We start from the raw sequence: 21575 nt of genomic DNA on the forward strand, positions 1-21575 counted from the left end.
TTGTGGTGGCGAGCTCTCGAGCATCGGAGTTCTGCTGTGCTCAGTAGTGCTGGGGCGGGCCTGGGTACTGATACTGCTGTGCGCCCGCGTAACCGAAGTCGTCGGCGACCATGGCGGCCAGCTCCAGCAGAGCGCGCCGGGTCGGCTTGCTCACCAGCTCCAGGTCGATCTCGGCGCCCTCGGCCAAGTGGTCGTCGAAGGGGACGACCTGCACCGCGCGGGTGCGGTCGAGGAACAGTTTGCGCAGCTGGTCCAGGTCGACGGTGGAGGCGCCGCGCCGGGAGGCGTTGACCACCACCACGGTTCGCTCGACGAGCTTGCCGTAGCCGTGGTGCTCGAGCCAGTCCAGGGTCGCCGAGGCGCTGCGCGCGCCGTCGATGGCCGGGGAGGTGACCAGCACCAGTGAGCTGGCCATGTCGAGCACGCCCGCCATCGCCGAGTGCATCAGGCCGGTACCGCAGTCGGTGAGGATGATGTTGTAGAACGACTGCAGGATGGTGATGGCCTTGCGGTAGTCCGCCTCGCTGAAGGCTTCCGACACCGCCGGATCCTGTTCGGAGGCGAGCACTTCCAGTCGGCTCGGCGCCTGCGAGGTGTGCGCGCGCACGTCGGAGTACCGCGAGATGTGCGGGTCCTCGAGCAGATTGCGCACCGTGGAGCGGGTCTGGCGCGGCACCCGGTGGGCCAGCGTGCCCAGATCGGGGTTGGCGTCGATCGCGATGACCCGGTCACCGCGCAGCGAGGCGAAGGTGGAGCCCAGGCCCACGGTGGTGGTGGTCTTGCCGACGCCACCCTTGAGCGACAGGATCGCGATCCGGTAATCGCCGCGCACCGGCTGATTGACGCGCTCGACCAGATCGCGGTGCACGATGTCGGCCGCGGATTCGCCGGGGTTGATCATGCCGCCGGAGGCCTTGTGCATGGCGCGCCGCCAGCCGCTGCGCGGGGCGCGACGGGCGCGCTTGAGCAGGTTCAGGTCGTTGACCGAACCGCCGGGCGAGGACATCTGGCCGTACCCCTGCGGTCCGGCGGGCTGCTGCCCGAACTGGCCGGGCTGCCCGAATTGCTGCGGCTGACCGGCGTCCTGAGGTCCGCCGGGTTGGCGGCCGAACTGCTCGGGCTGACCGAATTGCTGCGGCGGCATGCCCGGCGGCAGGCCCGGCGGCGGACCCGGCTGGGGTTGCGGCTGACCGGGCAGGCCGAACTGCTGGTTCTGGTCGAATTGCTGCTGGGCGTGGTCGAACTGGTGCGGTTGCTGGGGCGGCTGCGTCTGGTCGAACTGCTGCGGCTGGTCGAACTGCTGCGGCTGATCGAACGACTGCGGCTGATCGAACGGCTGGGGAGCCTGCCCGAACTGCGGTTGCTGGAACTGCTGCGGCCCGTTCTGCCACGGCGGGACCGGCGCGGCGTCCGGGGCGAAACCTGGTGGCGCGAAACCCTGCTGGGGCGGCATGGGCGGCGCGGCAGGCGGCGGCGGGGGAGCCCAGCTGTAGATGGGATCACCGCTGCCGTTCGGGGCGGCGCCGTGTGGATCGGGAACAGGGGCGGACGCTCCCAGCGGCGGTGGCGCGAAGCCGCCCTCCGGCCCGGGAGCGTGCGCGAATTGCCCACTGCCGTAGGCATCGAACTGCTCGGGGGTGGGCGACTCCGGCCCGGATGCGACCGTGTGACCACCGGTGTTCGAGGAAGCGCTCTGCTCGCCGGGTTCGGCCGGACGCGGTGCGGCCGAGAAGTCGCCGCGCTCCGCGGAATCCGATTCGGGGCCCGCCTGCTCGTGTTCGTCCTGCGCCGTCGGCGATACGGAGGCTTCGGCCGTGTCCGCCGAATGGCCCTGCAGCCAGGGCGGAGAGGTCGGATTGTGGTCGTTGTCTGTCACAGGTTCCCCCATCTGCTCGTCGAAATCGAGCAGAGAGCTCGGCGCTTGCGTGCGAATCAACGCTAGCAGGTGGGAGCGGTTGCTCGCAGAGCATGCCCTGGTCGTCGCACGGATGCCCTGGCCTGCTGGTTTCCAGGTTGCGGGCACACGAACAGCGGGCTGCGGGCATCGCCGAGACGGCCGGACGCGCTGAGATCGCTTACGCCGCTGTCCCTTCGCCCCGCGACGGTGGTGAAGACCGATCGCCGGAGAAACGACGACGGCCGGGATCGGTGTGATCCCGGCCGTCATCGAATCTCTCTGGGAGGGAATGCCCCTCGCGTAGCGGAGCGCCTCAGCTGGCCCGGTTGACCGCCGAGACCACCGCGCGCAGCGAGGCGGTGGTGATGGAGGTGGCGATGCCGACGCCCCAGACCACCTTGTCGCCGATCGCGCATTCCACATACGCGGCCGCCTGGGCATCGTCACCGGCCGACATCGCGTGCTCGGAGTAATCGAGCACGCGAACGTCGAAACCGACGGCCGCGATCGCGTCGACGAACGCGGCGAGCGGGCCGTTGCCCTGACCGGTGACCTCCTGCTCGACGCCGTCCACCTTGACCACCGCGGTGATGGAATCGACGCCGCCGTCGGTCTCCGAGGCGGTCACCTTCTGCCGGATGCGCTCCAGCGGACGGATCGGGGCCAGGTACTCCTCGTGGAAGACGTCCCACATCTCCTTCGGAGTGACCTCGCCGCCCTCGCCGTCGGTGATCCGCTGCACCGACTGGGAGAACTCGATCTGCAGCCTGCGCGGCAGCACCAGACCGTGATCGGTCTTCATGATGTAGGCGACGCCGCCCTTGCCCGACTGCGAGTTCACCCGGATGACGGCCTCGTAGGTGCGGCCCACGTCCTTCGGGTCGATCGGCAGGTAGGGCACCTCCCACACGATGTCGTCGACATCGGCGTCGCGCGCGTCGGCCGTCGCCTTCATGGCGTCCAGGCCCTTGTTGATGGCGTCCTGGTGGCTGCCGGAGAACGCGGTGTAGACCAGATCGCCGCCGTAGGGATGGCGCTCGTGCACGGGCAGCTGGTTGCAGTACTCGACCGTGCGTCGGATCTCGTCGATGTCGGAGAAGTTGATCTGCGGGTCGATGCCGCGGGAGAACATGTTCATGCCCAGGGTCACCAGGCAGACGTTGCCGGTGCGCTCACCGTTGCCGAACAGGCAGCCCTCGATGCGATCGGCGCCCGCCTGGTAGCCGAGTTCGGCGGCGGCCACCGCGGTGCCCCGGTCGTTGTGCGGGTGCAGCGACAGCACGATCGATTCGCGGCGGGCCAGGTTGCGGCTCATCCACTCGATCGAGTCGGCGTAGACGTTGGGGGTGGCCATCTCGACGGTGGCGGGCAGGTTGATGATCAGCGGCTTGTCCGGCGTCGGGGCGATGATCTCGGAGACCGCGTCGCAGACCTCCAGCGCGTAGTCCAGCTCGGTGCCGGTGTAGGACTCCGGGCTGTACTCGTAGCGCCAGTTGGTGTCGGGGTAGCGCTTCTCGACCTCCAGGCACAGCTTCGCCGCGTCGGTGGCGATCTTCTTCACCTGTTCGCGATCGGCGCGGAAGACCACGCGCCGCTGCAGGATGGAGGTGGAGTTGTAGAAGTGCACGATCACGTTGGGCGCGCCCGCGCAGGCCTCGAAGGTGCGCTCGATCAGTTCCTGGCGGGACTGGGTCAGCACCTGGATGGTCACGTCGTCGGGGATCGCGCCGTCCTCGATGATCTCGCGGACGAAGTCGAAATCGGTCTGGCTGGCGGAGGGGAAGCCGACCTCGATCTCCTTGTAACCCATCCGCACCAGCAGGTCGAACATGCGACGCTTGCGGGCCGGGCTCATCGGGTCGATCAGGGCCTGGTTGCCGTCACGCAGGTCCACCGCGCACCAGCCCGGCGCGCGGTCGATGACCTTGTCCGGCCAGGTGCGGTCGAAGGGCGCCGACCCCGCGCCGATCGCCGGGCTGCCGCCCGGGACCTCTTCGGCAAAGGGCCGGTACCGGTAGGCCGGCATCGACGAGTTCTTCTGTGTGTTCCATGCGGGTTGGTCGGCAGGAGCCGGCTTCGAGGGCGCGGAGATGGTGCGCGAGCCGGATACGAAGGCGTCAGCGGGTGACATGCAATTCTCCAGGGTGTGGTGGGAATCCCATTGGTGGGTCGACCGGCGCGGCGAAACCCCGCGACGGGAGCCGGTCCGATCAGAACCCGTCGCGGCGGCCGAGAAGAAGAGCCCGCTGCATGATGCTGCCAGTTTAGCGCTTCGCCGCGTGGGCGGATGAGCCCGGGTGCCGATGGCCGGGGCCGAATCCGCGGGCCGATAGCCTCCCTGATCATGACCTGGCTCGAACAACTGGCGATCCTGGTGGCCGGTGTGGCCGCCGGCGGCATCAACACCATCGTCGGGTCGGGCACCCTGATCACGTTCCCCGCGCTGCTGGCGTTCGGCCTGCCGCCGGTCACCGCGAATGTGTCCAACACCGTCGGTCTCGTGCCCGGCTCGCTCAGCGGCGCGATCGGGTACCGGCGTGAGCTCAGCGGTCAGCGCGAAAGGTTGCTGCGGCTGGGCGCGGCCTCGCTGCTCGGTGGCATCACCGGCGCTGTGCTGCTGCTGTGGCTGCCCTCGGATGCCTTCGACGCGATCGTGCCGGTGCTGATCATCCTCGCGTTGATCCTGGTGGTGGTGCAGCCGCGGCTGGCCGCCTGGGTGAAGCGACGGCGCGAGGAGGGCACCGACGCGGCACCCGAGCACGGCGGGCTGATCCTGTGGATCGCGGTCTACTGCACCGGCATCTACGGCGGGTATTTCGGCGCGGCGCAGGGCGTGTTGCTGCTCGGCCTGCTCGGTGTGCTGGTGCACGAGGACATCCAGCGGCTCAACGCCGTCAAGAATGTGCTGGCGCTGCTGGTGAACGGGATCGCGGCGGCGATCTTCATCATGGTCGCCGAGGTGAACTGGCAGGTGGTCGTGCTGATCGCGGCCGGATCGATCGTCGGTGGTCAGCTGGGCGCGCGGGTCGGGCGGACGCTGCCGCCGAACGTGCTGCGCGCGGTCATCGTCGTGGTCGGCACCATCGCGGTCGTGCGACTGTTGACCACATGACCCCGACAGGACACGCGCCGGATCTCCTCATCGAGGATGACGACATCCGCGGCTGTCGCGGCGCAGGATGTGCACGTGCGTAGATGGAAGATCGCGCTGGTGGTCCTGGTCGTGCTGGGGCCGGTGGTCGGCTGCGCGCCCTCCGCCCGCGAGGTCACGGTGCCCGCCGCGCTGGCCGCGCGCGCCGACTCGGCGCCGACGCCGCGGCTGGACTGGGCCGACTGTGCCGACGAGCGGCTCGGCGGTTACCGCTGTGCCGTCGCGACCGTCCCGCTGGACTACGGCAGGCTCGACGGTCCGACCATCGACATCGCCGTGGCGATGCAGCCCGCGACCGAGCCGGACCGTCGCATCGGCACACTGTTCGCGGCCGCGGGCGGGCCCGGTGATTCCGGTCTGGACTGGGCGCGGCGCGGACCCATGTTCCCGGGGGAGATCAGCCGCCGCTTCGACATCGTCACCTTCGACCAGCGCGGCGTCGGAGCCAGCGCGCCGGTGCGCTGTTTCGCCGACGACGCCGAGCAGGAGCGGTTCTGGCAGGACCGGGTGCTGCCGCCGCTCACCGAGGAACAGCAGCGCGTGGCCGCCGAGGCGAGCCGGGCCTACGCCGCGGGATGCGCGCGGCACAGCGGGGAACTGCTGCCCCATCTGACCACCGTCGACGCGGCCCGTGACCTGGATCTGCTGCGCCGGGCCGTCGGTGCGGAACAGCTCACCTTCACCGGCGGCTCCTACGCCTCCTACCTCGGTCAGGTGTACGGCGCGCTGTTCGGCGACCGGGTGCGCGCGCTGCACCTGAGCTCGCTGATCGATCCGAGGGCCTACAGCATCGACACCAGGACGCAGGTCGCCTCCACCGCGGCGGGCACCCACGAGGTGTTCGAGGAATTCCTGCGGTTGTGCGCGCAGGCAGGCCCGCAGGGGTGCGCGTTCGCCGCGGGCGGTGAGCGCAGCGACCTGACCGGACCCCCCGCGCCGTCCGGCGGGCAGAACCCCGGCGCCGAACAGTCCGGAACCGGACAGCCGGACAGCGATCCGCCCGCCGGCCCATCGCCCAGCGCGGCGAAGGCCGGCGGTTCCGGGGGCGCCCGCGTGACCACCACCCTCGAAACCCCGGTTCCCGACGAGCAAACCGACCGAACCGACCGGCTGCGCGAGCGCGATGCCGCGCTGCTCGCCCGGTTGCGCGCGGGCCCGATCGCCGTCGGCGCGGGCGAGCGCGCGGTTTCCGTCGACTACGCGCAGGCGGTGCGGGCGCACGTGATACTGCTCTACGACACCCGCCAGGGCTGGCCGGCGCTGGCCGAGCTCCTCGCCGAACTGGAGCGGGGGCAGGCGGGCGATCCGGAGATCGTGCGTCGAGCCCTGGCCGCCGACGTCTTCGATCCGGACTTCCTGGACTCGTTCCTCGCGATCACCTGCGCCGACACCGCGTTGCCCCGCGATCCGGACCGTTGGCCGGAACTGGCCGCCCAGACCCCGCAGAGCTCTCCGCCGTTCGACGACTTCTGGCTCTACGCCCGCCAGCCGTGCGGCGCGTGGACCACCGCCGAGGACGATCCGCGCCGCGGTCTGACTCCGTGGACGCTCATCTCGGAAAAGCCCGCGCTGCTGGTGAGCAATGAATTCGACCCGGTGACCCCGCTGGCCTTCGCCGAGCGGGCACAACAGGAACTGGTCAACGCCAGGCTGGTCGTGGTCGACGAGGGCTACGGTCACCAGCCCGCGGGGGACTGCGTTCGCAGTCTCCGCGAGCGCTACCTGATCGACCTGCGACTGCCCGCACCCGGCGCCACCTGCTCGACCCAACAGCTGCCTTTCGGCAACTGAGCCCCCGGTCACACCCGGATTCTCCCGGTTCCGCCGCGCCGGGCGGCGCGCTATCCTGCCTCCGCCATGCGTGATCGATGGAGGTGGCCTGGTGCGCAGACGCGCCCTGTTCAAGGCGGCGGGTGTCGCGGCGTTGTTCGCCGGAGCGAGCCCGATCCGGGGGGCCCGGCCGGCCGCGGCGATGCCCCTCTGGCACGACCTTTTCCGTGAGTGGGTGCCGGAGATCTTCGGCCGGTTGCCCGAGCCGCCGGGTCATTCCACCGCCCTGGTCATCGGGTCCGGGTTCGGCGCGGCGGTCACCGCGTTGCGGCTGGCCGAAGCCGGGGTCCAGACCAGCGTGCTCGAACGCGGCTCGCGCTGGCCCAACGATCCGTGGCGCGAGATCTTCACCGGCGACGACCTGCCCGACGGCCGCGGTTTCTGGCATCGCACCAGCTTCACCGGCGTCACCAAGGTGCCGATGAGCTTCTCGTCCTTCGGCGGTGTGCTCGACTGCACCGAGTACCCGGGTATCGATGTCTGGCGCGCGGCGGCTGTCGGCGGCGGCTCGGTGATCTTCAGCGGCGTGATGATCGCCCCGCCGCGCACGCTGTTCGACGAGGTGTTCCGCGGCGTCGTCGACTACGGCGAACTCGACCGCGTGTACTACCCGCGGGTCCGGCAGATGCTGCGGCTCGACCCGATGCCCGCCGACATCTACGCCGCCGCGCCGTTCGCGCATTCGCGCGCGTGGGATCAGCAGGTGCGCGCGGCCGGCTACGAGCCCCAGCCCAACGACTCGATCTTCGACTGGGACATCGTGCGCGCCGAATTGGCCGGACGGGTTCGGCCCTCGGCGACGGTGGCTCGCAGCAACCTCGGAAACTCCAACGGGGCGAAGTTCGACCTGAACCGGAACTACCTGAAGTACGCCGAAACCACCGGAAAGGTCGCGGTCTATCCGGGGCATCGGGTCGACGCGATCGCCCGCGAATCCGGCGGTCGGTACGCGGTCACCGTCACCACCATCGACCCCACCGGCGCCGAACTCGGCACCCGCACGCTGACCTGCGACAAGCTCTTCCTCGGTGCGGGTTCGATCGGCACCTCCGAACTCCTGGTCCGGGCGCGGGCCACCGGGGCGCTGCCCGACCTCGACGAACACATCGGCGAGGGCTGGGGGACCAACGGCGATGTGGTGCTGGCCAGGGGCGCGAGCAGCCTGGACGGATTCGGTCAGGGTGTGCCGAGCGCGAGCCGGATCTTCGACGACTCGAATGTGCCGCTGACCCTGGAGAACTGGTACATCCCCGGTATCCCGGTGGAGACCGGCGCGCTGGCCTCCCTCGGCATGGTGCTCGACGCGGCGCGCACCCGGTTCCGCTACGACTCGGCCACCGGTGAGGTCGGCCTCAGCTGGAATCCCGCCGACCGGGAGCGGGTGGTCGACGCCGCGCGGGCGGTGGACGAGCGGATCGCCGCGCAGTCCGGCGCACTGCTCGGCTTCCGCTCGCTCGGCTACGACGCCAACGGAATGTTCACCGCCCATCCGCTCGGCGGCGCCGTGCTCGGCCAGGCGACCGACGCGTACGGCCGGGTGCACGGCCACTCCGGTCTGTACGTGGTGGACGGGGCGATGATTCCCGGCAGCACCGCTACCGTCAATCCCTCGCTGACCATCGCCGCCTTGGCCGAACGCAATATCGAGCGGATCCTGCGCGACGGCCGCTGAACGGGCGAAAGCGCTTCGCGGGGTGCGACTCCGCCGAGGCGAGTGAGGGGTCCGGTTACTCTCGTTCGGGACCCGGCGTCGAAGGGAACATCCGTGGTAACGAGCAGCACCGAATCGGGATACGGATCCGAGCCGGAGTCAAGGGAGTACCCGCGCAAGCCTCCCGCGCTGGCGATCGATTTCGCGATGCTCGGTCTGGCGCTGGTCTCGGTGGCGCTGGTGGTGTGGATCAGCTTCTTCGACGTCCCCGAGGACACCTACCGCGCCGTTGTGACGGTGGACTACGCGATCTGCGCGATCTTCGCGGTGGAGTTCGGGTGGCGGTGGCACCGGGCGGGCTGGCCGTGGACCTTCCCGCTGATCTACTGGTACGAAGTGCTCGGCATGATCCCGGTGACCAGCCCGGTCTTCCGCAGTCTGCGACTGCTGCGCATCGTGGTGATCGTGGTGCGCCTGGCCAGGGTCGCCGACCGAGCCTTCGGCGACCGGGTGACCGCCGTGGTGGTCGGGCGCTTCGTCCGCACCATCGTCGAGGTGATCAAGCGTCCGATGACCATCGCCGTGCTGGACGAGGTGGCTCGCGTGCTGCGCACCGGCCACTACACCCGCAATATCGCGGCCGCGCTGGAGGAGAACCGCGCGGCGATGGACGAGATGATCCTCGAGTTCATCAAGAAGGATCCGCAGGCGGGCAAGGTCCGCTACATCCCGTTCCACGACGACATCATCCGATTGATCGCCGACACCACGTTCCGCATCGTTTTCCAGGTGCTGGCCGACCCGCGCACCGACGAACTGGTCTCGGACATGATCAGGGAGAATGTCGACCAGATCCGTGGCGCTGTCCGGGACGGAGTGCAGGTCGTGCCCGCGGCGTACGGACCCACAGCTCATCACCGGACGGTGGCGCACACGCTCGGAAACTGCCAGCCGGGTGAATGCGCCGACGACCGGACACCCCCGGCGAGGTGATCATTCGTTTTCGCTATACCGAGTGGTATTGCTCGGATTCCGGGTAGTTCTCGGCGAATTCCGCGAAATTCTGCGCCGCTGTTTCGTGCCAGCGCTGCACCGTGCGTTTCATGAGCAGGCCGGGCAACGGGATCCGGGACTGCAATTCCATGTGGTACCAGACCTGGGTGCCCTCGCGGGTCGCGGCCACCTCGAACCATCCGCCGCCGCCGATGCCGCGTGAGCTGTCGACCACCTGCCAGGAGGCGCGGTTGCCGGTCCACTCGTATTCGAGTACCTGGAGGTCGGAGCTGCCGAGAATGTCGGCTGTGACGTAGACCCGGTACGGCCTGCCGTCCTCGTGCCGCGTCGCCACCCGGGCATCGTGGTACATCGACCATTCCGGAAGCATTTCTATCGCCGCCACCAAGTCCAGAACGTGCTCGGGTCCGGCGTCGACCGTGAAGCGGATATCGGTTTTCGTGCGCATAACGGGTACCTCCGCCCCCCGGTGGATCGATGTGGGCCGATTCTGCACAGCCCCGTTCTGTCCCGTCAACCATGGGTTTTGCGCCGATTCGGGCCTACCGGCAAGTAGCTCGACGACCCCCATTCGGCGAAAACTGCGGCCGGGTCCGCGTAACTGCCGATGGGAGCGCCGGACGGGCGCCGTGGGTGATCAATTTCGCTACGTCGGCATGTACGTTATCCTGGTGACGTTTATCACAGTTTGATCACGGGAAGGTCAATCCGAGGGGTATGTCCGCCCATTCGCGAGCCGAGGCGCCTCCTGACGGCGGGATCTTTCGTTCTTGACGCTACTCCGATCGTAGTACTATGTTTGAACCGCTTCGCCTGTAGTGGAACCTGAGAACGGTGGTCGGTCGTGCGAAAGCTCATCTACTTCGTAGGCATGTCCCTGGACGGCTACATCGCCGGCCCCGGTGACGAGGTCGACTTCTTCCCGCTGGGCGACGACTTCCGGGACTGGCTGTGCTCGGAGTATCCGGAGACGCTGCCGACCCATGTCCGGCCGCACGTCGGCCTCGCGGCGGACACCCCGAACCGACATTTCGACACTGTGGTGATGGGCCGCAACACCTATCGGCCCGCGCTCTCGCTCGGCATCGTCAGTCCGTACGCGCATCTGCGGCAGTATGTCGTGTCCGGCAGCCTCGAGCCGGTCGACGATCCCGCGGTGGAGATCGTCTCCGGCGATCCGGTCGACCTGGTGCGCCGGCTCGCCGCCGAACCCGGACCCGAAGGCCGCGACATCTGGCTCGCCGGCGGTGGCACGCTGGCCGCGCAGCTGCTCGGCGACATCGATGAGCTCGTCGTCAAGAGCTATCCGGTGGTGGCGGGCGGCGGCATCCCCGCCTTCGTCGACGGTTTCGGCCCGACCGCCTTCGCGCCCATCGCGCGCCGGGAGTTCGCCGACGGCACGCAGGTCAGCTGGTTCGCTCGCGGCTGAGATCGATCGGCCGGGGCGTGCTCACGAGGGGTCGGCGAGAAAGGACAGTCGCACCTGGCGGTCGGGATTGTCGACATTGAGGTCGACCAGGGCGATCGACTGCCAGGTGCCCAGCGCGAGGCGGCCGTCGAGCACCGGCACCGTCGCATACGGCGCGATCATCGCGGGCATGACATGCGAGCGGCCGTGTCCGCGCGAGCCGTGCGCGTGCCGCCAGCGGTCGTCGGCGGGCAACAGCTCGCGCAGGGCCGCCAGCAGGTCGTCGTCGCTGCGGGCGCCCAGCTCCAGCACCGCGATACCCGCGGTGGCGTGTGGGACGAAGATGTGCAGCACACCGTCGCCACCGGCGTCGGCGGCGAACTTCGCGCACTCGGGAGTCAGATCGTGCACCACCTCGGACCGGCCGGTGTGCACGTCGATCACGATGCTCTTCATGGGCACCATGCTCGTCGCGCGGACCGGGTTCATCAAGGGCTCGCAGCGTGGCGAACGAGCGGCTCCGGTGGGTGTTGACACCACCCGATGCAACATGAATCATGTGATTCACATGATGGTCCGTCCCGGACCCGCCGAGGGCTGCGAGGCTCGCCGCGGCGCCGGGGCGCAGCCGGAGAGGCGAAGCAATGACGCTCACCCCCCAGCCCCGCCACCACCCGGACGGGGGTCGGCCCAGTCTGCAATCGGCGGTGGCCACCAACCTGGTCCGCGGACTGGTCCGACCGGTGCTGCGGCACGTGCCGATCACCCCGCCGATGCTGCGCGCGGCCGCGTTGATCGACCACGCTGCCCGGCTGCTGCCGGTGCAGACCGCGATCGACGTCGAGACAGTCCGCGACGGGCAGGTCCACTGCGAGATCGTCCGAGCCGACGGCGTGGCGAAGGGCTATGAGCGTGGCTCGGTCCTCTACTTCCACGGCGGCGGCTTCGTCGCGGGTGGCTTCCACACCCACCGCAGGCTGGCGGCCGTGCTGTCGGAGCGGATCGGTCTGCCGGTCGTCCAGGTGCGCTACCGCTACCTGCCCGAGGCGACGGTGCCGGAGTCGGTGGGCGACTGCCTGGCCGCCTACCGCTGGTTGCTCGCCCAGGGCGTCGCACCGGAGTCCGTGGTGTTCGCCGGCGACTCGGCGGGCGGCTTCCTCTCGCTGAGCACCGCGCTCGGGTCCGCGGCCGCGAAGCTGCCCGCGCCGGGTGCGGTGGTCGCGGTCAGCCCGTGGCTGGATCTGGACACGGCCGAGAAGCTCGCCCACCGCAATGTCGCCACCGAGCCTTTCCTGCCCGCCGCCGCCTTCACCCGGATCGCCGAACTCGGCGGGCATGTCGACGGCCGCCTCGACCCCGCGCTGTCGCCGGTCAACGGCGATGTCGCCACCCTGCCGCCGACCCTGCTGCTGGCCTGCGACGACGAGTTCCTGCGGTTGGACTCCGAGGTCATGGCGGCCCGGCTGGCCGCCGCGGGCGTGCCGCACGAGCTGCACCTCTGGCGCGGGCAGATCCACGCGTTCCCGGTGGTGTTCCCCCACCTGCCCGAGAGCAGACAGGTCACCGAGGTGATCGCCCGTTTCGTCCGCGAGCACGTACGCGCCGCGGCCGCGACGCCCGCGGCCTGACCGACCGACAGCTTTCGGCACCGACCCACCAGGGGGGATCATGTCAGACCACTATCGAGGCCACGTCGCGGTCGTCACCGGCGCCGCCTCCGGAATGGGCCGCGAACTCGCCGTCGAGCTGGCCAGGCGCGGCGCGCGTCTGGCGTTGTGCGATGTCGACGCCGCCGGGCTCGCCGAGACCGCCGCGCGCTGCCGGGTGCAGCGCGCCGAGGTGCTGACCGAGGTCGTCGACGTCTCGCAATACGAGCAGGTGCAGCGCTTCGCCGACGCCGTGATCGAGCGCTACGGCGTGGTCGACGACCTGTTCAACAACGCGGGCGTCGGCTTCGTCGGCACCGTCGAACGCAGCGAGCTGAAAGACATCGCCCGCGTCGTCGACATCGATTTCTGGGGTGTCGTGCACGGCGTCAAGGCATTCCTGCCGCATCTGATCGCCTCCGGAGCGGGCCGGATCGCCAACACCTCCAGCGTGTTCGGGCTGTTCTCCGCGCCCAGCCAGAGCGCCTACAACGCCGCGAAATTCGCGGTGCGCGGCTTCACCGAATCGCTGCGCCAGGAGATGCTGATGGCCGGGCATCCGGTCACTGTGAGTGTCGTGTACCCGGGCGGCATCCGCACAGCCATCGCCGCCAACGCGACCGGCGTGGACAGCGCCGAGCTCGCCGACCTGGCCGCGCTGTTCGAGCGCAACGCGATGACCGGCGCCGACCGCGCGGCGCGGGTGATCCTCGACGGCACCGCCGCGGGCAGACCCAAGATCCTCGTCGGACCCGACGCCAAGGTCGCCGATCTCATGGTGCGCGTCCTGGGCGCCTCCTACATGGGCCTGCTCGCCAAGGCAGGGGCCCGGCTGTTCGCCGCGAGTAAGCGATAACGGTCGTCCGACGACCACCACCCGCGGCCGCCTGTGGCTGTACCCCTACGACGGGACCGCCCCGGTCACTGCCCGCCCCGGCAGAGGATCTGCGCGCCCGGCTGCCCCTTCCCGGACGGGTCAAGAGCTGATCGCCCCAGCGTGGCGAGGGTCACGCTGGAGGAGGTAGCCACGGGGACGGACTGTTCCGGCCGGTAGTCTGGTCTGCTGTCAGCAGCCGCAAGCGATCTGGGAGGACCTGCCGTGGCTCTCGTTGTTCAGAAGTACGGAGGATCGTCGGTGGCCACCGCCGAACGTATCCGGCGCGTCGCTGAACGGATCGTCGAGACCAAGAAGCAGGGGCACGATGTGGTCGTCGTGTGCTCCGCGATGGGCGACACCACCGACGAACTCCTCGACCTCGCCGAGCAGGTGGCCCCCGCGCCACCCGCCCGCGAGATGGACATGCTGCTCACCTCCGGTGAGCGCATCTCCAACGCGCTGGTCGCCATGGCGATCCACAGCCTCGGCGCGCAGGCCCGCTCCTTCACCGGCTCGCAGGCCGGCGTCATCACCACCGGGGCGCACGGCAACGCGAAGATCATCGACGTCACCCCGAGCAGGCTGCGTGAGGCGCTCGACGAGGGCACCATCGTGCTGGTCGCCGGCTTCCAGGGCGTCAGCCAGGACAGCAAGGACGTGACCACGCTCGGCCGCGGTGGTTCCGACACCACCGCCGTCGCGTTGGCCGCCGCGCTCGAGGCCGACGTCTGCGAGATCTACACCGACGTCGACGGCGTGTTCACCGCCGATCCGCGCATCGTCCCCGACGCCCAGCGCCTCGAACAGGTCTCCTACGAGGAGATGCTGGAGATGGCGGCCTGCGGTTCCAAAGTTCTGATGCTGCGCTGCGTGGAATACGCGCGCCGCTACAACGTGCCCGTGCATGTCCGCTCGTCCTACACCGACAAGCCGGGCACCTATGTCTACGGATCGATGGAGGACATCCCCTTGGAGAAAGCAATCCTCACCGGTGTCGCGCACGATCGCAGCGAAGCCAAGGTGACCGTCGTCGGCCTGCCGGACGAGCCGGGCTATGCCGCCAAGGTGTTCCGCGCCGTCGCCGACGCCGAGGTCAACATCGACATGGTGCTGCAGAACATCTCCAAGGTGGAGACCGGTAAGACCGACATCACCTTCACCCTGCCCAAGACCGACGGCGCCCGCGCGGTGGAGCTGCTCACCAAGCGCCAAGGCGAGATCGGCTTCTCCCAGGTCCTCTACGACGACCTGATCGGCAAGGTCTCCCTGGTGGGCGCGGGCATGAAGAGCCATCCCGGCGTCACGGCCACCTTCTGCGAGGCGCTGGCCGAGGCCGGTATCAACATCGATCTCATCTCCACTTCCGAGATCCGGATCTCGGTGCTGGTCAAGGACACCGAGCTCGACGACGCCGTGAAGGTGCTGCACCGCGCCTTCGATCTCGGCGGCGACGAGGTGGCCGTGGTGCACGCCGGGACGGGGCGCTGATGGTCGGGTCGAGCCCGGAGGCGGTAGCGGAGCGTAGCCTCGGAGGGCTCCCGACCATGTCGAAAGGACGCTGAAAATGGGTGTACGTGTCGGAGTCGTCGGCGCGACCGGGCAGGTCGGCGCCGTCATGCGCAAGCTGCTCGAAGAGCGCGACTTCCCCGCCGACGAAGTGCGGTTCTTCGCCTCGGCGCGCTCGGCGGGCAAGACCCTGCCCTGGCGCGGCGGCGAGATCGTGGTCGAGGACACCGAGACCGCCGATCCGGCGGGCCTGGACATCGCGCTGTTCTCCGCGGGCGCGACCATGTCGCGGGTGCAGGCCCCGCGCTTCGCGGCGGCGGGCGTCACGGTCATCGACAATTCCTCGGCCTGGCGCAAGGATCCCGAGGTGCCGCTGGTGGTCTCCGAGGTGAACCCGGAGGCGACCCGCAACTTGGTCAAGGGCATCATCGCCAACCCGAACTGCACCACCATGGCGGCCATGCCGGTGCTCAAGCCGCTGCACGACGCGGCGGGCCTGCAGCGCCTGATCGTCTCCAGCTACCAGGCGGTCTCCGGTAGCGGCCTGGCGGGCGTGGAAGAGCTGGCCTCCCAGGTGCGCGCCGTGGCGGATCAAGCCGAGAAGCTGGTGCACGACGGCAGCGCCGTGCGGTTCCCCGCGCCGAACAAGTACGTCGCGCCGATCGCCTTCGACGTGATCCCGCTGGCGGGCTCGCTCGTCGACGACGGCAGCGGCGAGACCGACGAAGACCAGAAGCTGCGCAACGAGAGCCGCAAGATCCTCGGCCTGCCCGAACTGGCGGTCAGTGGCACGTGCGTGCGCGTCCCGGTTTTCACCGGCCACTCGCTGTCCATCAACGCCGAGTTCGCCGACCCGCTGTCGGTGGAGCGCGCCAAGGAACTGCTGTCCAAGGCGCCCGGCGTGAAGCTGGTCGACGTGCCGACTCCACTGCAGGCGGCGGGCATCGACGAGTCGCTGGTCGGGCGCATCCGTCAGGATCCGGGCGTCCCCGGCGGTCGCGGCCTCGCGCTGTTCGTCTCCGGCGACAACCTGCGCAAGGGCGCGGCGCTCAACACCATCCAGATCGCCGAGGTGCTGCTCAGCCGGCGCTGAGGCCGGTGGAGCCGAATACCTGTTAGCCTGCGCCGGTGGCGAATCCTCATGCTCAGGTCTTCCTCGGTGATCGGCTCGTAGCGGCCGAAGAAGCACACCTGGGGGTGGCCTCGTCGGCGGTGCTCTACGGACTCAGCGTGTACACAGTGTTCCCTGTGCACGTAAACGGCCCGGCGCGCACGGCGTTCCGGCTCGACGACCACTTCCGGCGGCTCGAGGAGTCCTGCAAGATCATCGGCATCGACCGGTTCGCCGCGGAGTGGGATTACCCGCGGTTCGTCGCGACGGTGCGCGAAGTGATCGCCGCCAACGCCCCTTCCACCGAGGTGTTCGTGCGCGCGACGGTCCACGTCTCGGCCTCGATCCCGGGCACGCGGGTGCGCGGTTGCGATATCACCGTGAGCATATTCGTCTACGACGCGGTGCCGATCGTCCCGCAGGACGGCATGCGCCTGAAATCCTCGCCGTGGCGTCGTATTCCGGACAACGCGATTCCGTCGCGCGCGAAAGTCAACGGCGCGTATGTGAATTCGGTGCTGGCGAAACAGGACGCGATCGACAGCGGTTACGACGACTGCGTTTTCCTCGACGGCAACGGGCATGTCTGTGAACTCAGCGCGGCCAATATCTTCCTGGTTCGCGCCGGGACGCTCATCACCCCGGATGTCTCCTGCGACATTCTCGACGGCATCAACCGCCGCACCATTCTCACCTTGGCCGCCGAGGACGGAATTCCGGTCGTGGAACGCACCGTCGACCTGACCGAGTTGTACATCGCCGACGAGGTTTTCGTCACCGGAACCTCGGCCGGGGTGGCGCCGGTGGTCGAGGTGGACGGCCGGATCGTCGCCGACGGGAAACCGGGGCCGCTCGCAGCGGCGTTGCGCAAGGCGCATGCCGCCGCGTTGCGCACCGACGATGCGCACGGCTGGATCACCACTCTCTGACCGGGCGACACGGACCGGCCGACGCCTGCTGGTCACGCTGATCGGTCGACGCCTGCTGATCGGCTGACGCCTGCCGCTCACGCTGACCGGCCGACGCTGATCGGCTGACGCCGACCTGCCGCTCACGCTGACCGGGGGCGCCTGTTCGGTCGCACAGTGCGCGAAAGGGGCCGGCTCGTGCCGGGAGCAGCGCGACCGGAGGACGCTGCCTCACCGCGATCGGCCCCGGCCAGGACGCCAGGGATACGGATCAGCGGATGCCGGGCGTGCGCGGATCGGTGCCGACACAGGCCAGCAGGAAGCAGCCCGGCGGGGTGTCGGCGAACGGCGCTGCCAGCCGATAGTGCAGGCAGGAGAACACATTGCAGCCTGGATAGGCGGCCGGGCCGAGGCCGAAGACGGCGATGAGCAGGTCGGTGTCGACATACCGGCCCGGGTCCGTGCGCAGCGGTGGCTCCTCGTACGGGGCGGGATCGCCGAGCGGCCGCCCGGGCATGGCGGCGGCCAGCAGGCGGAAGAACTCGTGCGGCAATTCGCCGAAGTTCTGCAGCACGCCCTGCGCGCCGTACCTGCTGACATTGCCGAACACGCCCGTCCACATCACCACCAGATCGAGGCTCGGCACCACGAAGATGTTCTGCAGGCCGAGCCCGGACATCGAGTACGCGTCGGGTGGCAGGAAATCGGGGATCTCCGCGCAGCCGTTGCCGGTCCAGAACAGGTAGCCGTAACAGGGGTTGGCGGGGGAGGGCGAGCGTGCCTGGCGCAGGTAATCGGCCGGGACGATCTGCCGGTCGCCCCAGCGCCCGTCCGCGGCGATCAGGAGGCCGAGTTCGGCGAAATCGTCCGGCGGGATCATCAGATGCGCGTATCCGTAGGTATTGCCCGCGCGGTCCCTGGCCCAGTAGTAGTCGCCGCGTTCGATGCCGAGCGGATCGAACAACTCCCGTTGCGCGAACTGCTGCAGCGGTTCCTCCAGCGCGAGCTCGATGACATAGGCGAGCAGGTCGACATTGCGCTGGCTGTAGCTGAACCTGGTGCCGGGCGCGCTGACCAGCGGCACGCCCAGCGCCTGCACCGCGCTGTTCGGGTCGATGGGCACGGCGCCGGTGATGCCCTCGGTCACCACGGCGGCCTTCATGCCCGAGGTCTCGGTGAGCAGATTGTGCACGGTGATCGCGCGATGCGCGGCGTCACCCAGTCCGGCGGGCAGGTAGCGGTCGATGGGTGCGTGCAATTCGAGCGCGCCGCGGTCGATGGCCATGCCCGCCAGCAACGAGACGACGCTCTTGGTGGAACTCCAGACGTTCCACGGGACGCGGCCGGTCTCCGCGTTGTTCGGGCCCTCGCCGATCAGGCAATTGTTGCGGAAGACCTGAATATTGAAGCGATTCCGCCCGGCGGCGAAACGTAGTGCCGCATCGAGTCCCGCGGCGTCGAACCCGGCGGCCTCGGGGGTCGCTCGTTGCGGGGCACGGCCGGAATCGAGGGCACAATGGGCGAACGGTTCCGCCCGCGCGGCGCCGGAGAGCACTCCGGACATCACTGTCGTCCCCATCACCAAAGCCATCGCCGCCGCGGCGGCGGGCCATCGACGCCCCATGAGCCATGAGGCTACCGGGGGAGCCCCGCGGCCGCCGTCTCGGCGGCGACGGGCACCCCACCGGGGCAGGTGCCGTCGGTCCCGCACCCTCGCGACCGTCCGGCGCACCTCAGCTCGCGCTGTCCGAACGCCCACGGACCGTGCCGCGCACCGCGTACCACCCCGCACCCACGGCGAGCACCGCCAGACCGGCCAGCACCGAGGGCAGCGGCAAGGCGAACGCCACCACCACGCACCCGCTCGCGCCCACGATCGGAATCCAACGCGGTGGACGACGCTCCTCGGGACGCAGCGTGCTCGCCGAGAGATTCGCGACCAGGTAGTAGGCCAGCACCGTGAACGAGGAGAACCCGATGGCCGCCCGCAGATCGAACAGCAGAACGGCCGCCGCCACCACCGCGCCGACCACCATCTCCGCACGATGCGGCACCCCGAATCGCGGGTGCACCGCCGACAGCGCCGCGGGCAGGTGCGCGTCGCGAGCCATCGCCAGAGTCGTCCGGGAGACGCCGAGCAGCAGCGCGAGCAACGAGCCGCCCGCCGCCAGCACGGCCGCGATCCTGACCAGTGGCGCCAGCCACGGCGCACCCGCCGCGGTGACCACCTGCGCCAGCGGGTCGGCGGCTGCGGCGAGCCCGGCCGAGCCGAGCGTCAGCAATGCCGCGCTCGCCACCATGGCGTACACCACCAGCGCCAGGCCGAGGGCGATCAGGATCGCGCGCGGAATCGTCCGCTCCGGAGCGCGGACCTCCTCGCCGAGCGTGGCGATCCTCGCGTAACCCGCGAAGGCGAAGAACAACAATCCGGCCGCCTCGAGCACGCCGCCCGGCCCGATCCGCTCCGGCAGTGGGGCTGCGTTCGCGTGCTCACCGGCGAAACCGGCCGCCACCACGGCCAGCAGCACCGCCAGTGTCGCGCCGACCAGAATGCGGGTGGCGAGCGCCGATCTCTGCACCCCGGTGTAGTTCAGCGCGGTGATCGCCACGACCGTGGCGACAGCGACATATCTCGCGTATTCCGGCCAGGCGTAGTAGCCGACGGTCAAGGCCATCGCGGCGCAGGACGCCGTCTTGCCGACCACGAAGCCCCAGCCGGCCAGGTATCCCCAGAACGGCCCGAGCCGTTCCCGGCCGTAGACGTAGGCGCCGCCGGAGACGGGATAGCGGGCGGCCAGCCGGGCCGTGGAGGTCGCGTTGCAGTAGGCCAGGACCGCCGCCACCGCCAGGGCGAGCAACAGCCACCGGCCCGCCGCTCCCGCCGCCGGGGCGAGCGCGGCGAAGATGCCCGCGCCGACCATCGAGCCGAGGCCGATGGTGACCGAGTCGGTGAGACCGAGTCTGCGGTGCAGTACGTCGCCGGAACCGGATGCCGAAGTCATGGAGGCATCCTGACCCGCGAAGGGGGCCGGGGCGTGCCGAACAGGCGAACGGCGGTTGTCGCACCGAACGAAGCGCCGCCAGGTCCGGGGGGGTAGACCTGGCGGCGCTTCGGGTGTCGGCGCCCCACAAGCGCCTCTCGGCGAGTGGTCGCACGCAGCGACGAAAAGGGGTGAGGCCCGGGGCTGTCCGGACGCCGACAGCCTCTACAACCCGCGGGTTCGCGGCGACATTCCGGCCTCGGGCCGTGTCCTATCTCACCCGGCGATATCGGCCACCTTTACTTGATCGACTCCAATTGTTTGCCGAACTATGGAGCCATGCACACCGACATCGTCGAACCCCGCGAGTGGCTGCGCGCCGCCGGCCTGCGTGTGACCGCTCCGCGCATCGCGGTGCTCGAAGCCGTTGTCGCGCGCCCGCATTCCGACGCCGACACCATCGCCGCCGACGTGCGCGCGGCGATCGGGTCGGTGTCCACCCAGGGCATCTACGATGTGCTGCACGCCTGCGTCGGCGCCGGCCTGTTGCGCCGGATCGAGCCCGCGGGCTCGCCCGCGCTCTTCGAGGCCCGTATCGGCGACAACCACCACCATCTGGTCTGTCGCCGCTGCAACGCGGTCACGGACGTGGATTGCGCGATCGGCCCCGCTCCCTGCCTCGACCCGGCGGACACCCACGGCTACGCCGTCGACGAAGCCGAGGTCGTGTTCTGGGGTCTGTGCCCGCAGTGCCGGGCCGCGCAGAACTGACGACCACTTCACTTCGATCCACGGCCGCGGAAAACAACGGGCGAGTGCGCATCCGCACTCGCCCGTTGTGTGCTGTCTAGAGCAGGCCCCACCAGTACAGGAGGGTGGCCAGCAGCCATACCACCACGGTTTGCATTGTCACTCCCATCGTCATCGCGCACTCGAATCATCGCCCGCGTAGCCACCTCTTGTTAGCAGAACGCCGGTTGCCTGCGCATATCGGACGTGCAAGGTCTTCTTAAGTGCCTGTCAAGAAGCAGGTCGCATTGTCATACCCAACACCGGGTCACCCGGAACCGGTGCCGAGGTCACAAGACCTCCACACACCACCACCGGGGTGGGAACCGAGGCGCGACCTGTCTGTTCGAGGGGTGGCAGGCCGTGACCTCGGCGGTGCAACCGGCCGGGTCGGTCCACGAGGGGTGACCGACCCGGCCGGTCCATTTCACCGGCGATGGCGCTTCCCGGAGCTCGCGGCGATCCGCCGCTGCCGACGGTAACCACGCCGCCGCGCCGAACCCACCGCCGTCCGGGCGGGCCGGTTCACGGAGGGATGACCGGCCCGCCCACGAGGTCGTGGCGTCCTGGCCGAGGGGATGTCAGCCCGCGGAACGCTCGGCGAGGGTGTGCGCGACGAGCGCGTTGGCGTGGCCGTGCCCCAAGCCGTGTTCGGCCTTCAGCCAGTTCACCAGTTCCATGTGCTTGGTCAGGGGCGAGGCATCGATGAGGGCCTTCCATTCGGCGATCGGGCGCCCGTACTTCTTCTCGATGGAGGGAAAGTAGCTCGCTGGGCCCTTGGCGGTAGCGGTCATGGCCGTCCTGTC

At 69.5% G+C, this 21575-nt stretch carries 18 protein-coding genes; 11 read left to right on the forward strand and 7 right to left on the reverse strand.

Annotated elements, in window-relative coordinates; translation table 11 throughout:
* Positions 1-40 precede the first annotated feature (40 nt).
* Entirely contained in the window at positions 41-1876 is a 1836-nt protein-coding gene (locus IU449_RS26035) for an AAA family ATPase (protein WP_324188444.1), read from the reverse strand.
* A gap of 334 nt (positions 1877-2210) precedes the next feature.
* Positions 2211-4028: a 2-isopropylmalate synthase gene (leuA, locus tag IU449_RS26040; protein WP_195004799.1), complete on the reverse strand. Its 1818-nt coding sequence runs from the start codon at positions 4026-4028 to the stop codon at positions 2211-2213.
* Positions 4029-4241: 213 nt separating this feature from the next.
* Here leuA and IU449_RS26045 point away from each other — a divergent pair, with 213 nt between their 5' ends.
* From IU449_RS26045 to IU449_RS26060, 4 genes are all read left to right on the forward strand, one after another.
* Positions 4242-5009 (forward strand): sulfite exporter TauE/SafE family protein, encoded by a 768-nt coding sequence (locus IU449_RS26045; RefSeq protein WP_195004800.1) that lies wholly within the window; start codon positions 4242-4244, stop codon positions 5007-5009.
* 36 nt (positions 5010-5045) lie between these two features.
* Positions 5046-6839: an alpha/beta hydrolase gene (locus IU449_RS26050; RefSeq protein ID WP_195004801.1), complete on the forward strand. Its 1794-nt coding sequence runs from the start codon at positions 5046-5048 to the stop codon at positions 6837-6839.
* Between the two features lie 91 nt (positions 6840-6930).
* On the forward strand, positions 6931-8550 hold the full coding sequence (locus tag IU449_RS26055; RefSeq protein WP_195004836.1) for a GMC oxidoreductase: 1620 nt from the start codon (positions 6931-6933) through the stop codon (positions 8548-8550).
* Positions 8551-8643: 93 nt separating this feature from the next.
* Positions 8644-9522 carry an ion transporter gene (locus tag IU449_RS26060; RefSeq protein ID WP_195004802.1) on the forward strand — a complete coding sequence of 293 codons (879 nt, stop codon included), beginning with the start codon at positions 8644-8646 and terminating at the stop codon, positions 9520-9522.
* Between the two features lie 13 nt (positions 9523-9535).
* Here the strand turns inward: IU449_RS26060 and IU449_RS26065 are convergent, their stop codons facing one another.
* Entirely contained in the window at positions 9536-9991 is a 456-nt protein-coding gene (locus IU449_RS26065; protein WP_195004803.1) for an SRPBCC family protein, read from the reverse strand.
* 396 nt (positions 9992-10387) lie between these two features.
* On the opposite strand from IU449_RS26065, the gene IU449_RS26070 reads away from it, so the two are divergent.
* Positions 10388-10972: a dihydrofolate reductase family protein gene (locus IU449_RS26070; RefSeq protein WP_195004804.1), complete on the forward strand. Its 585-nt coding sequence runs from the start codon at positions 10388-10390 to the stop codon at positions 10970-10972.
* Between the two features lie 21 nt (positions 10973-10993).
* On the opposite strand, the gene IU449_RS26075 is transcribed toward IU449_RS26070, so the two are convergent.
* Positions 10994-11407 (reverse strand): secondary thiamine-phosphate synthase enzyme YjbQ, encoded by a 414-nt coding sequence (locus tag IU449_RS26075; RefSeq protein ID WP_195004805.1) that lies wholly within the window; start codon positions 11405-11407, stop codon positions 10994-10996.
* Positions 11408-11595: 188 nt separating this feature from the next.
* Here IU449_RS26075 and IU449_RS26080 point away from each other — a divergent pair, with 188 nt between their 5' ends.
* The 5 genes from IU449_RS26080 to IU449_RS26100 all read left to right on the forward strand — a co-directional run bounded on the left by IU449_RS26080 (position 11596) and on the right by IU449_RS26100 (position 17020).
* Positions 11596-12579 (forward strand): alpha/beta hydrolase, encoded by a 984-nt coding sequence (locus IU449_RS26080; RefSeq protein WP_195004806.1) that lies wholly within the window; start codon positions 11596-11598, stop codon positions 12577-12579.
* Positions 12580-12619: 40 nt separating this feature from the next.
* A complete protein-coding gene (locus IU449_RS26085) occupies positions 12620-13453 on the forward strand; it encodes an SDR family NAD(P)-dependent oxidoreductase (protein WP_195004807.1) in 834 nt (277 codons plus the stop codon).
* A gap of 243 nt (positions 13454-13696) precedes the next feature.
* Entirely contained in the window at positions 13697-14962 is a 1266-nt protein-coding gene (locus IU449_RS26090; RefSeq protein ID WP_195004808.1) for an aspartate kinase, read from the forward strand.
* A gap of 76 nt (positions 14963-15038) precedes the next feature.
* Complete coding sequence (locus IU449_RS26095; RefSeq protein ID WP_195004809.1) at positions 15039-16073, forward strand: aspartate-semialdehyde dehydrogenase; 1035 nt, start codon at positions 15039-15041, stop codon at positions 16071-16073.
* Between the two features lie 35 nt (positions 16074-16108).
* On the forward strand, positions 16109-17020 hold the full coding sequence (locus IU449_RS26100) for an aminotransferase class IV (RefSeq protein ID WP_195004810.1): 912 nt from the start codon (positions 16109-16111) through the stop codon (positions 17018-17020).
* A 250-nt stretch (positions 17021-17270) separates the two neighbouring features.
* Here IU449_RS26100 and IU449_RS26105 read toward each other — a convergent pair whose 3' ends face one another.
* Positions 17271-18623 (reverse strand): serine hydrolase domain-containing protein, encoded by a 1353-nt coding sequence (locus IU449_RS26105; protein ID WP_228805752.1) that lies wholly within the window; start codon positions 18621-18623, stop codon positions 17271-17273.
* A gap of 109 nt (positions 18624-18732) precedes the next feature.
* Positions 18733-20001 carry an APC family permease gene (locus tag IU449_RS26110; protein WP_195004811.1) on the reverse strand — a complete coding sequence of 423 codons (1269 nt, stop codon included), beginning with the start codon at positions 19999-20001 and terminating at the stop codon, positions 18733-18735.
* 318 nt (positions 20002-20319) lie between these two features.
* Here IU449_RS26110 and IU449_RS26115 point away from each other — a divergent pair, with 318 nt between their 5' ends.
* Positions 20320-20751 carry a Fur family transcriptional regulator gene (locus IU449_RS26115; RefSeq protein ID WP_195004812.1) on the forward strand — a complete coding sequence of 144 codons (432 nt, stop codon included), beginning with the start codon at positions 20320-20322 and terminating at the stop codon, positions 20749-20751.
* 599 nt (positions 20752-21350) lie between these two features.
* Here IU449_RS26115 and IU449_RS26120 read toward each other — a convergent pair.
* Positions 21351-21563: a DUF4287 domain-containing protein gene (locus IU449_RS26120; protein ID WP_195004813.1), complete on the reverse strand. Its 213-nt coding sequence runs from the start codon at positions 21561-21563 to the stop codon at positions 21351-21353.
* Between the last annotated feature and the right edge of the window lie 12 nt (positions 21564-21575).

It is taken from the genome of Nocardia higoensis, from assembly GCF_015477835.1.
GTDB classification, from domain to species: Bacteria; Actinomycetota; Actinomycetes; order Mycobacteriales; family Mycobacteriaceae; genus Nocardia; species Nocardia higoensis_A.